General features: G+C 47.9%; 12 protein-coding genes. 2 read left to right on the top strand and 10 right to left on the bottom strand.

Annotated elements, in window-relative coordinates:
• Positions 1–123: 123 nt before the first annotated feature.
• Positions 124–492 carry a hypothetical protein gene (locus PPA03S_RS01805; protein WP_062319207.1) on the top strand — a complete coding sequence of 123 codons (369 nt, stop codon included), beginning with the start codon at positions 124–126 and terminating at the stop codon, positions 490–492.
• Positions 493–648: 156 nt separating this feature from the next.
• Here PPA03S_RS01805 and PPA03S_RS01800 read toward each other — a convergent pair whose 3' ends face one another.
• The 9 genes from PPA03S_RS01800 to fba form a co-directional block, all read right to left on the bottom strand.
• Positions 649–2,196, bottom strand: coding sequence for a right-handed parallel beta-helix repeat-containing protein (locus PPA03S_RS01800; protein ID WP_062319205.1), 1,548 nt, complete (start codon positions 2,194–2,196; stop codon positions 649–651).
• Between the two features lie 56 nt (positions 2,197–2,252).
• The gene (locus PPA03S_RS01795) at positions 2,253–3,203 is read right to left on the bottom strand and encodes a carbohydrate kinase family protein (protein ID WP_062319203.1); all 951 of its coding nucleotides are present in this window, start codon (positions 3,201–3,203) and stop codon (positions 2,253–2,255) included.
• Positions 3,200–4,501 (bottom strand): alpha-galactosidase, encoded by a 1,302-nt coding sequence (gene melA / locus PPA03S_RS01790; RefSeq protein ID WP_062319201.1) that lies wholly within the window; start codon positions 4,499–4,501, stop codon positions 3,200–3,202. Before melA ends, PPA03S_RS01795 begins: the two co-directional genes overlap by 4 nt.
• Before the next feature lie 18 nt (positions 4,502–4,519).
• A complete protein-coding gene (locus PPA03S_RS01785; RefSeq protein WP_062319199.1) occupies positions 4,520–5,344 on the bottom strand; it encodes a carbohydrate ABC transporter permease in 825 nt (274 codons plus the stop codon).
• Between the two features lie 22 nt (positions 5,345–5,366).
• A complete protein-coding gene (locus PPA03S_RS01780) occupies positions 5,367–6,302 on the bottom strand; it encodes a carbohydrate ABC transporter permease (protein ID WP_062319197.1) in 936 nt (311 codons plus the stop codon).
• Positions 6,303–6,317: 15 nt separating this feature from the next.
• Positions 6,318–7,610 carry an ABC transporter substrate-binding protein gene (locus tag PPA03S_RS01775; protein WP_062319195.1) on the bottom strand — a complete coding sequence of 431 codons (1,293 nt, stop codon included), beginning with the start codon at positions 7,608–7,610 and terminating at the stop codon, positions 6,318–6,320.
• 70 nt (positions 7,611–7,680) lie between these two features.
• Positions 7,681–8,481, bottom strand: a complete 801-nt coding sequence (locus PPA03S_RS01770) for a DeoR/GlpR family DNA-binding transcription regulator (protein ID WP_062319193.1) — start codon at positions 8,479–8,481, stop codon at positions 7,681–7,683.
• 184 nt (positions 8,482–8,665) lie between these two features.
• On the bottom strand, positions 8,666–9,628 hold the full coding sequence (gene pfkB, locus PPA03S_RS01765; RefSeq protein ID WP_062319191.1) for a 1-phosphofructokinase: 963 nt from the start codon (positions 9,626–9,628) through the stop codon (positions 8,666–8,668).
• Positions 9,592–10,458, bottom strand: a complete 867-nt coding sequence (fba, locus tag PPA03S_RS01760; protein ID WP_062319189.1) for a class II fructose-1,6-bisphosphate aldolase — start codon at positions 10,456–10,458, stop codon at positions 9,592–9,594. The genes pfkB and fba overlap by 37 nt, the downstream gene beginning before the upstream one ends.
• A 323-nt stretch (positions 10,459–10,781) precedes the next feature.
• On the opposite strand from fba, the gene PPA03S_RS01755 reads away from it, so the two are divergent.
• Positions 10,782–11,825 carry an SIS domain-containing protein gene (locus PPA03S_RS01755; RefSeq protein ID WP_062319187.1) on the top strand — a complete coding sequence of 348 codons (1,044 nt, stop codon included), beginning with the start codon at positions 10,782–10,784 and terminating at the stop codon, positions 11,823–11,825.
• A gap of 392 nt (positions 11,826–12,217) precedes the next feature.
• On the opposite strand, the gene PPA03S_RS01750 is transcribed toward PPA03S_RS01755, so the two are convergent.
• Positions 12,218–12,673 (bottom strand): VOC family protein, encoded by a 456-nt coding sequence (locus PPA03S_RS01750; protein WP_062319185.1) that lies wholly within the window; start codon positions 12,671–12,673, stop codon positions 12,218–12,220.
• Positions 12,674–12,699: the final 26 nt, after the last annotated feature.

Here is a 12,699-nt window from a genome sequence, read left to right as displayed (position 1 = left end):
AATTTTACTATCCTTGGATCGAAATGGAAATGTCCTCCTACCTAAATAGAAGATAACTTTTTCAGGCGTCCTTGGACGTAAGCGGTTTGCACTACAAAATGGGATGAAATTTCGTTTGAAGAGGTGGAAGCTAAGATCCCGTTTGAAATCAAACAACCGTCTGTTCCTTTCCAAGTTACTCAAAAATCGGCAAGGATATTAGATACCAATGGTAAATTTGATGCAGTAGAAGTCACGTATGCAAATACCGATGAAGGACTGAACTTGATCATTATGATTACAAACTCAAAGGTTGATATGCCTCCAAACGGGAAGAAAGGTCTAAAATTAACTAACGGTTCGCAAACATGGAACCAAGGAGACGAACATGTAAGTGCCATCTATTGGAGAAACGAGGGCTTAACTTACTCTCTTATTTCAGGAAAAAACAACAATCTTGAACCGTTATACGATTACCAAACATTAATTGAAATAGCAAATACAATAAAATGATTTGAGAAGCTAAATGGTTACGGTAACGGGATACGATAGTTTAATTAATAGCTTTTTGACATAACCTTATATTTAAATAAAATAAGGGCAGCTGAGTAATCAGCTGCCCTTGTCGGATTGTCTTAGGAAGAATCTTTCCATTAGGTTATATAAGTCTCACTCGTAGGCGCCGATATTTACAGCAGCACCCTGTACTCTCGGATTACCCTCAATGTCCAGTGTTCCGATGATTGCATTGTCCGTGTTGCCTGCATCAATCGCTGGAGATGAAGATTGGAGATGGAAATCGTATCCTGAGGCATTCACAAACTTGGGATCAATGAACAAGGAATGTGCGTCATTGCCGGTTCCCGCTTTATAAGCGGAGAATCCTGTATAATCTTTATTTTTCCATGTCCAGTTAGCTCCATTACTTCCGGCAGGGGCAAAATAGAGATTATAATCCACAACGTTGCCGGAATTCTTGGTGTATTCATTGTAAATCAATACATCTGTGGAGCTGGCTACGAAAATGTTGTTCTTAATTACGTTATTTTGCGTGTCATACTGGAAGTAAAGTTGGCCGCTGCCATCTCCAAGCGTATCATTTTTGTATACGGTATTGTTAACGATCTTACAGTTTACTGTGGACCCGCGTTTGGTATCGTAGCCGCCCATCGCAATGCCGGTGAGTCGGTTGTTGTAGACTGCATTGCTTCGAACTGTAATATTGCTGGTAGATTTACCGGCATGTTCGGACGCAATCTCGATACCGATATCGTTGTTATAGCTGTAGTTCTGCTCAATAATACTGTCCTTGCCACCATCGACATAAATGCCGTCAGCTGCATTACTGTTATTCGGAAGTGACTTCCCATAAGAAGGGTTATTATTGGAAGAGATATTGTAGACCTTGTTCCCCTTCACGAGTCCGTTCCGTACCTGATCGTAAGCCGTATTCGGAGCTTTACCTTCAAAACCGATGAGATCGATGCCGATGTTGTCGTTATCGTGAATAACATTATTGGTCACCGAGAAGGTGTCCACGTTACCGTTGAGCACCAGCGATTCGCTGGAGCCGAGCACAAGATTGTACAGTTCATTACCATTAATCGTAATATCGTGAATGGATTCAGGCGCTTTTGTGCCATATACGGCGATCCCATGTGCGTCACGGCCAAGCAGATCACTGCCGGTTGGGGTGGCGGTATTTTTGATATCATGGACTTTGTTACCGGAAAGATTGATGAAGCTGCCTGATCCGTGGACATAAATACCTACGGGCATCACGTCCTTGGTAGCTGTTGTATAATTACGAATTTCAAATCCCTGAAGGGTAACGTAATTTACATCGGCCAGGTCAATCAGCCCTTCAATCCCGTTAACCGAAAGTCCAGTGCCGTCAATAATCGGAGTCTCCGTGCCATCGTTAGTGAATACAATCGGTCCCTGTGAAGCCGAGCCTGAGCGAGTGATCTTCAGCTTCTGGTTGTACACACCGCCACGAACATGCACTGTACTGCCTGCAGGAACAGCATCTGCTGCGTGCTGAAGTGTCTTCCACGGCGCGCTGCTTGTTCCCGCATTGGAGTCATTTCCGTTTGTCGCCACGTAGTAATCCGTCCCTGCTGCGGCAGCAGATGAGGACCATTCAACCCCTGAAACCAAGCCTATCCCTATCGCCATACTTAATCCCACCAGCAATGTTTTACCGAACTTCAACATTCCCTCAGCTCCCTTTGTTCCATTTGGTTGTGCACAGTATAATCAGGATTCACTGTTCATGCCCTGCTTTGCAAAAGAAGCACAGCCTCCATCGTGGGCAGGCTTCCTGTTCCGCCAATGCCAAGTGTGGATAATGCCCCGCAAGCATTGGCAAATCGCAGCAGTTCGTCGCTCCGCATCCCGAGCAAGTATCCATATATGATTCCTGCGTTGAAACAATCACCTGCTCCTGTCGTATCGACAGGGGTTAACGTGTAAGGCCCAGCCGATATTGTATGTTTGTCCAGCTCGCGCAGTGTAGCACCCTTTGACCCCTGTTTGACCGCTACAATCCCTGCCACCGCAGGAAGCATGGAGTCAAGCACATGAGCTACCCCATCATCAGGGAAAATATGCAGCAGTTCATCCTCGCTGGGAATAAACAAATCCGTCACCGTCAGCAGTGCACTTATGCCCTCGCGGTCCCATTGATTGGATACATCCCAACCGGTATCAAAAGACGTGCTGATCCCATTTGCCCGCAATCTTGTAAAGAGCTCTGGCCAATGAGGTCTCATTCCATCCTGCAAATAATAGGAACCAAAATGAAGATGTGTGGCCTGCTGCAAAAGCGACTCTGGAATATAATCCGGTTTCAACAACGGGATGCTGCCAGCGTATGTTAACAACCCTCGGTCGTCAGGTGTGGAGAGCGAGAGGGTTACCCCTGTCTTGATGCCAGACAATCGCGTTACATGCTCTGTATTCACACCCATACGCTGCAGCTCAACTATACAGAATTTGCCGAAATCGTCATCCCCCACTACGCTGACGAATCTCACATCCGCTCCCAGGCTTGCCAGCGCACAGGCCGTAATTGCTGAAGAGGAACCAAGTACGATCTCGAAGCCATCGACCATTTTCTCCCGATTCCATTCCGGCATCACATCTATTCCGGATACAATGACGTCTACATTTAGCTCGCCAGCGATAACAACAACGGGACTTGTTTGCTGTCTTTGCATCATTTCAACACCGGAACAAATCCCTGTTCCGCCTCATACAGTTCATCGAACATGCTTCCGATCTCCTCCAGGGAGCATACGGCAGCAGTTAGCGGGTCCAGCATCAGTGCACGGCGTGCCATTTCCCAGTCACTCCTCCGTACTGCTTCCACAGCCAGGTCAAAAAAAGCCATGTTCGAGCGGCATAATGCGGCCAAATGCTCGGGGAGTCTTCCAAAGCGGCAAGGCTGAACGCCTTTCCCATCAACGAGGCAGGCCACTTCCACCACACCGTCAGCCTGCAGATTTTCAATCAAGCCCCGATTAGGAACGTTACCATAAATGACTTTCGGCTCATTCTTCGTTACTGCTTCGATAATAATGGCTGCATATTCATTGCTTGATTTGAGTTCAATCGGTTCCTTTCCCTCAAGCTGTGAAACGATCTGCTCATCATTCTCTCTCCGCCAGATCGGCCAGTTGTCAGCATAGAATCCCGTGGCTCCGTTATAACCTGTGCTGCAGTGCTGGTCGATAAGCGATTGGCGTTTGCGGTAATACGGGATATATTCCGAGAAATGGCCGCTCGATTCCGAGACGAAGGCACCGAGGTACTTCATGGCATCAAAGCGGACGGGGTCCTGCCGAAGCAGTTCGGGATTTTGGATTTTCTCCAATAGAACAGGATACAGATCCCTCCCCGAGTGCGACAGCTCCACGAACCAGGACATGTGGTTAATACCTCCGGCCTTCCATGACATTTCTTCATATGGAACTCCGGCATATTCGGCCAGTTGTGCCGACGTGTTCTGGATGGAGTGGCATAGTCCCACCACCGGAATATCCGTAATGCGGGAAGTCAGGAGTGTAACCGCCGACATCGGATTGGTATAGTTCAGAATGATGCAGTCTGGGCAGAGCGCTTCAATGTCCCGCACGATCTCCATCCAGCTGGGAAGGGTGCGGAGTGTCTTGAACAGTCCTCCGGGTCCCAGCGTATCGCCAATGCACTGCTTTACCCCGTATTTTAGCGGAATTTCATATTCATAACGAACCGTCTCCAGCCCGCCTACTTCAATTTGGTTAATCACGAATTGTGAACCGCCGATGACCTCTCTACGATCAGTAGAGGCAATCACTTCCCAGGTCTTCCTTGTCCGTTCCACGATCTGAAGTACCAGCCTGCGTGCCAACTCAAGCCGCCGCTCGTCAATATCAACCAGGGCAATCGTGCCACCCTCCAAGCCTTCAATCAGCAGGATATCCATAGCAATCTCGCGCGTAAATGCACTGCCTGCTCCGATAATTGAGATTTTAGTCATAACTCTTCTCCTCACCCGTTATTTCATGCCCGTCATAGCTAGGCCTTTAATAAATTGCTTCTGGAAGATCAGGAACATTATAATAACCGGTATTGTAATCAGTACCGCAGCGGACATGACGACGTTGTAATTGACCTGGTGCGTTCCGTTAAAGTAGACCAATGCCAGCGGAACAGTCATTTTGCTCTCATCATTTAATACAATCAGTGGCCACAGGTAGTTATTCCATGAGTTCATAAACGTGAATATCCCCAAAGCTGACAGCATCGGCATAATAAGCGGCATTACGATGCGAAGCATCAGCCTGAATTCACCAGAACCGTCCATCCTTGCTGCCTCCAGCAGCTCCTGTGGAATCTCTTCTATGAATTGTTTCGCCAGAAATACACCGTAGGAGCTGACCAGATTGGGCAAAATGATCGCCAGCAAATGGTTGACCAGTCCAAGCTCAGCGGTGATCAGATACGTTGGAATCATAATAACCTGAAAGGGAATCATCATGGTTGCCAGGATCAGAATGAACAGCAGTTTCTTGCCTTTGAACTGATGCTTGGCAAATACATATCCGGCCAGAGCACTGGTAAACAAGGTAATCACCGTTATAATGACGGAAGTCACCAGGCTGTTCAGCAGCCACGTGACAAAAGGCGCCTCGCTAAAAACCGTTCGGTATCCGTCCAGGCTCGGCTTACTTGGAAAAAAACCGCCGGAACCCGAGACGATATCCATGTTACTTTTCAGCGATGACAGCACCATCCAGACATAAGGCAAAAGCATAACACAAGCTATAACGGCAAGAACTGCGATAGTAAACCCTTCCCACAGGCCGAATTTACGCGGCATGAGCTTCTTCTCCCCTCTACTCTCAATATTCCCATTGCGTGCGCCCCCCTCGGAGTTGCAGCAGCGTCACAAGCAGGATGATCATTAGAAACACGGTTGCCATAGCAGATGCGTACCCCATGTTGGAGCTGGAGAATGCCTGTTCATAAATTTGCAATGACAACACTCTTGTTTCGTTGAAGGGTCCGCCCTTGGTCATAATCTGGAATTGCGGGAAGGCTTGAAAATAGGAAACGACTGTCGTGATGGAAACAAAAAGCAGCGTTCTGCGCAGCAAAGGCAGTGTGATGTGAAGAAAGACATGCCAGCGGCCAGCCCCTTCCAATATCGCTGCTTCATAGTACATATCCGGGATGGAGTCCAGTCCGGCAATAAAAAGAACGATATTATAACCAATATCAGCCCACAATGTCATCATAATGACGGAATAAAGCGCATAATGCGGATCACTTAGCCACTGGATTGGAGCCATATTCAGCTTGGCGAGCACCATGTTGAACAGGCCGTCATTGTAATTGAACATCGTATTCCATACGATAGCCGTACCCGCCAGCGGAGCGATCGTGGGAAGAAAGAATACGGTCCGAAAACCATTTTTAAGCCACGGAATACGTACTCGCTGAATCGCTGAAGCAATCAACAGCGTAATGACAATGTTGATCAATACAGCAATAAATACAAATTTGAAGGTTACCCACAGTGACTTCAGAAAGATGGAGTCCTGGAACATACGAATGTAGTTCTCCGCTCCCACGAATATGGCGTTTGAGCTGAGCGGATCATACTTGAATGCGGATAAGCCCAGGCTCCATGCGATGGGAAGGAAAGCAAACACCCCGAACAGAAGCAAGATCGGTACGAGTGAGATGATGATGAACCTTCGTTTTGCCCTGTAAGCTGTTGACTTTACCGCTGGGTTAACCTTGTCCGCCTTGTTGGTAGATATAGCAGTACTCATACCCCAGCACCCCTATCACTTATGTTGATCCTGATTATCATTGATTGTCTGTTCGGTGTTCGCTAACCCGTCCTGGACATTCTGCTGCCCACTGGCCATCAGTTGGAAATTGTCGTTAACCTGCTTGAAAAAGAAATCCCGGTCTGCTATAGGGCCGATCCATTGACCTAACCCCAATATGTCCAGCGAGGGCTTTAGATGAGGATTGTTCTTCAGAAATTCCGGGTTTTCGGCAATTTCTTTTTTGGCTGGAACGGTAGAGGTATCCGTATTCCATGTCGAGAGGTTGTCCTTCTCCGAGATGAATTGGATGAAATCAAGCGCAGCCTCCTGCTGTTTGCTTTTCTTGGACACCGCAAGCCCCCAACCGGATTCGGCAGCAAAAACGGGTGGATTTTCCGTAAAGGAAGGCACGGAAACGTATTCAAAATCATCAACCTTATAGTTGTTCTGTCCCGCAGCAATCGTCCAAGGACCGCGATAGGTCATTGCAGATTTCCCCTGAAAAAAATAGTCAGAGGTATCCAGCTCACTGCCAAACGTGGTTAAATCCGCAACTTTGTCATCGGCTACGAGCGAGACCAAAGTGGACATCGCTTTCTTAGCCTCAGGCGAGTGAAAATTAACATGTCCGTCTTCTCCCATAAAACTTGCGCCTTGCTGTAAAATAAGGGACAAGAAAGTAAACGTAATATTGTCTGCCGATACAAAATCGAAGCCTTTGACTTTGATGACATTGTTCTCGCGAACAGTCATTTTTTTGGCGTAATCCACAAGCTCTGACCAGTTGGACGGTGCGTGATCAAGGCCTTGGTCTTTGAGCATTTGCGGGTGAATCAGCATGCCGCCGTTCTCAATGTTGTATTCAAGTGGCAGACCGTATAGCTTGTTATCTCGCAAATATCCCCCCAAAGGGGCATCATAGTACGCTTTTTTTACATTTTCACTATCAGGGATTTCGACAAGCAGATCGTTCTTGGAATATTCGGGCACCCAGGTGCCGAAAAATTCGGCAATATCGGGCGGTTTCTTCGCGGAGAATGAGGCTTTCAGCTTCTGGCTGTATACATCATATGGAAAGGTCTGATACTCGATCGTTATATCGGGGTGTAAGGTCTGGTATTTGGATATTAACTTCTTGTATGCGCCCACAATGGCGTCTTCCTGGTGACTCCAAAAAACCAGTCTCACTTTGCCTTGCGGATCTGCGGATGGTTCCCCGCCGGAAGAGGGTAAGCTGGAACAGCCCGCTTCAGCGAATACAACACAAACCATCGCAAGGATCAGCATAAACTTGGAAAAATGCATCCGCATATCCTCCCTTGTCCTGCAAATTAGCCAGCATATGAAGGGAAGGGCGTTTGAGCATTAAACATATTTATATAGAAGCAATATAGTCTGTAGTTGTATGTATCGCAATCTGATGCTCCCGGCACGCCTGCTCAAACCATCCCTCCGGCTGTTTATTCGTAATCACTCCTGTCACCTGAGTTAAGGGAGCAATCGTAAACAAAGCACTTTTCTCAATCTTGCTTTGATCGAATACAGCATAAACCTCGCTGGAACGTTCCATTGTTAATTGGGCAATACGAGCTTCAAGCTCGGAATGCATCGTAAAGCCGAAATTCTGCGTTACTCCGTCCACCCCGAGAAACATTTTAGTAATGTTAATTTTGTCGATTACGCTTTCCGCCAGCGGACCGCACAACTCGTAGCTTTTAGACCGCATAACGCCGCCAATCACGACGACCTGAATATCTTCGGCATCAGCCAATTCATAAGCAATATTGACCGCGTTGGTGACAATCGTAATATTACGGTGCTTTTTGAGTGCTTTGGCAATAAAGAACGTCGTTGTACCTCCCGTCAGACAGATAATGTCTCCCTCTTTAACAAGGGCTGCCGCCGTGGCCGCAATCCGTTCCTTATCCATCCGTCGGAAATCGCGTTTTGCTGCAAAAGGCAGCTCCGATACCGCCGACGTCAGGCCTCCTTCATATATGGCTCCCCCATTTGTTCGAATAATCTCGCCCGCTTTTTCAAGTGCGTCCAAATCCCGTCTTGCGGTTGCTTCCGAGCAGCCAACCGTCTGGACAATCTCTTGCAGCGATATTTTTCCATGCGATTTAATCAGTTCCAATGTTTGTGCTCTGCGCAGTTCACCCTTTGAATATTGCATAAGTCTCTCCTTTAATATGTCTGGGCCTGCATGATATCCGTTAACTTCAGCCCGTGCTAGCTCTATTGTGTAGGATGAAAGGATGGATTGCAATATGCCGACGTGAACTGCAGCCCATTAGAAAAGCATCTTCCTGGCGGTTATTCATGAGGGATATGATGCTGATTTTCTTAACCTGCTGCCTTCATAAAGGTATAATCTGCACCTGATGTTCGTACTGTTCAAAAAGAACGTAGTCGATGTTCCCTGCTTTAGAAGACATTGCATTCGCAGCAGCTGCCGCGACAGCCGTACGCAGTCTGGACTCGGTCGAATCGCCGCGCTCTCCCGCATATGCCATGCCGGCAACAAAGGCATCCCCGCAACCTACCGTGTTTACGGGCTGGATCGATGGCGGCTTCACCATATATGCTGCTCCGTTCAGAACAGCCAGAACCCCGTTACTGCCGAGTGTTATGCACACCTCATCAATTCCTTGATCCAACAGCATGTACGCTGCACGGCTCCATTCGCTTACATCTCTCGGCTTCTTCCCCAACCATTCGGCCAGCTCCTGTTCATTCGGCTTCACGAAATGGGGCGATGCACTCAGCCCAACGCTGAAAGCAGTTCCGCCTGTATCGAGAAAGGCTCGCGCACCTGCTGAACGGACCAAGCGAATCAGTTCTGCGTACATGGTGCTTGGTGCACCTGGGGGTAAACTTCCAGACATAACAACTGCACTGGACTGGGTGGCAAGCTCCTGTACTTGTTTCTTGATGGCTTCAACTTCGGCTTCTGACATGGTTGGACCCTGCCCAAGCAGCTCGGTAGAGCTGCCACTGGAATCGTCCACAATGTTAAGGCAGACTCGCGAGTCTCCCGGTGATTGGATAAACGAAGTGCGTATCCCCCGTTCCGTCAGACTGCGCTCAATAAATACGCCGTTATCACCGGCAATAATGCCTGTGGCCGTGACTTGACCACCGAGCTGCCGGATCACCTTGGCTACATTATTGCCTTTGCCGCCCGGCTCGTTAACCTGCCTTGTCACCCGATGCACTTGGCCTACGCCAAACTTGTCAACGTACAACGTCCGGTCAATTGCCGCATGCAGCGTGACTGTGGTAATCATCGCATGACGCCAGCTTTGCCAGTGCTTCCGCATAACCGTATTTTCTCCATGGCAAGACGTTTAACTGCTTCCTTTGCAGGAGCCATGTATTTGCGTGGGTCATTCTCTTCCGGATGAATTAAAAACACATCCTTGATGGCTTCGGAAAAAGCAATACGCAGCTCTGTGGCTATGTTTACCTTGGACATCCCCAGTGCAACCGCCCGATGAATCTGTTCAGCTGGAATGCCCGAACCACCGTGCAGCACCAAAGGAACCGATACTCGATTCGCAATGGTTTCAATTCGTTCAAAATCTATGTTCGGCTGTCCCTTATAAATACCGTGTGCGGTACCGATTGCTGGAGCGAGGGTAGTTACGCGTGTACGTTCAACAAACTGCACGCAATCTTCTGGATCTGCTAGGGAAGCATGCTGTTCCTCGACGACAATATCGTCCTCAACGCCGCCGACCTTGCCAAGCTCCGCCTCCACGTTCACGCCAGATGCCTGGGCAACCTCCATTACTTTACGGGTTAGGTCCACGTTTTCTTCAAAAGGGTACATCGAAGCATCGATCATAACGGAGGTATAACCTGCTCGTATGCATCGGATAATTGTCGGAAAATCAGTGCAGTGATCCAAATGAAGTGCGATGGGGATATCCGTCAAGTCCGCTGCGGTTTTAGCCGCATGGGCAATGTAATCCGGACCCAGGTGGTTGACTGTGCCCACCGTGGTTTGAACAATCAGCGGTGATTCGGTTTCTACAGCCGCTTCAACGACAGCCTGAAGCATCTCCAGGGTATGAACGTTAAATGCAGCGATGGCGTATTGGTCCCTGCGAGCTGTTTGCAGCATTTCAGTGGACGAGATCAATGGCATATCCATTCCCCCTTACAAAGGTTTCGTCGCTCCCTGTTTCTAAGATTCAACTGGCATCCCTATCAGGTTATATCGCGACGATTTGAACGATGCTGCACCTCCCTTCACGGGTCAGATGAAATTGGAAAACATTTAATAATTTCTAGCTTGTGATCATAATAATCTTTTTATTTGATTAAATCAATCATTATTTTGGAAAACTATTGCAATTTATACGGATATAACGGCATAATTATGATTATCATAATCATTTTACTATATATTTGATCGAAAAGATCACAAACTGAAGTTATCCATCAATATCATTCCCGGGAGGTAATTTAATGAGTTTGACGTATCGTGAAGTAAAAGAACAATATAAGGCCTTGCAGCAGACTTACAACTATTTACTGGCCAAGCGCACGGAATTTACAGCCTTTGTCCAGGCTCAAGCAATAACCTCTGTAACCTTTGTTGGGGCCGGGTCCAGTTACTGCTTAAGCGAAGCGGCCGCTTTTTCTTTCCGTTTGCGTGCTGGCCTGCCTGCGATGTCACTTGCCGCTGGTGATCTCATGCTCCATGCAGAGCGCTATCGTCCCATGCTGGAAGGCAGCTTGATCATAGCGCCGTCACGATCGGGCAGCACCAGTGAGGTCGTTGAAGCAATGCGTTTACTCCAGTCCGATCAACCTATTCCTTTATTAACGATTTCTTGTGTAATGGACTCGCCGTTATCCAAAAGCGCCGATTTCCCGCTGGAACTGCCCTGGGCTTTTGACCATAGCGTTTGCCAGACCCGCACAGTAACCAATCTCTATGCAGCCAATCTCCTTCTTGCCGCTTTTCTGGCTGGTGATGAGGAACTGATTATCGATATGCAGGAAGCGATTCATCAAGGTGAAGCCTACATGACACGTGTAGAGGACAGCATTCGCCGCGTCTCCGACTTCAATTGGACGAACGCAGTCCTGCTTGCAGACGGTGAACTGCAAGGGATGGCAGCCGAGGGCGCCATCGCTCTGACCGAAATTGCCAAGACGCAAGCCCACGCATACCACCTTCTTGACGTGCGGCACGGGCCGATGGTCACCGTGGGTTCGGATACGTTAGTGATCGCCGCCTTATCGGACAGCGGTATGGAGCATCAGCGCAATCTGTTGAGGGATATCAAGGAGCGTGGAGCGACCATTATTACGTTTGCCGATCGGGCGACGGGCACTCCGCATGAATTCATCGACCTTGAGATCATAACAAGTCATCCACTTCATACAGCAGTGCGGGGCATCCCTTTCATTTTCATCTCGCAAATCGCCGCTTTGGCCAGTGCCGAACGACAAGGTATTAATCCGGATCAACCCGATGGGCTGGTAGCCTGGGTCAAGCTGTAAGCAAAATCGGTCAGGTTCTTTCTGGTACGGTGAACGGTTCAAAGCGGGAGAATTTTTACTTCTGAGGAAAATTCAGGACTTCTATTCGAACAGAATGGAAGTCTTTTCGATTGATTCTATACACGACAGAATTTGATCAAACATTGTGTACCTAAAAATGATTTTGTTATATCAGTGTCAGGAACGTTGAATGAAGCATTTAAACTTGAGCATTACAAACAAAAAGCTTAGGTTTCTGGAGCAGAAGCCTAAGCTTTTCGTGATACCTACTTATTTTTTTCGCAGCTTGTTATAGTGCCTTATGGTTAAACCCAAATAAAAGATCCCCCTTGTTTCCGGGACCGAGGGTCGCCTCTAGCAATGTATATTTCAGCTAACTCTTCTTTTAAACGTCACTTATTTTTACTGAGTTGTTCCGCCAAACCGATTAGATGTCCTTCATTTCCACGAATGTAGCAGAGCCGATACGAGTTCTCGTACTGAACCACTTCGCCAACGAGCTGAGCGCCATGCTTCGCGAGTCTGGATACCAATTCGTCAATGTCTTCAACGGTGAACATGACGCGTAGATAACCGAGGGCATTGACAGGAGCGGTTCGATGATCAGATATAGTAGATGGGGTGAGAAATCGTGAAAGTTCAAGTCGGCTGTGGCCATCGGGGGTAACCATCATAGCAATCTCTACACACTGTGAACCCAGCCCGGTTACGCGACCAGCCCATTCACCCTCGACAGTAGCTCGCCCTTCGAGCTTCAAGCCAATCTCCTCGAAGAAAGAGATCGAGTCATCAAGGGATTCTACAACGATGCCAATATTGTCCATTCTTAATAATTTGTTTTCTGCCATAGTTTTATCTCCTTATGTGTACAAAT

The sequence above is a fragment of the Paenibacillus pabuli NBRC 13638 genome (assembly GCF_001514495.1).
GTDB lineage: Bacteria > Bacillota > Bacilli > Paenibacillales > Paenibacillaceae > Paenibacillus > Paenibacillus pabuli.
This window is presented reverse-complemented; position numbering and strand designations above follow the sequence as displayed.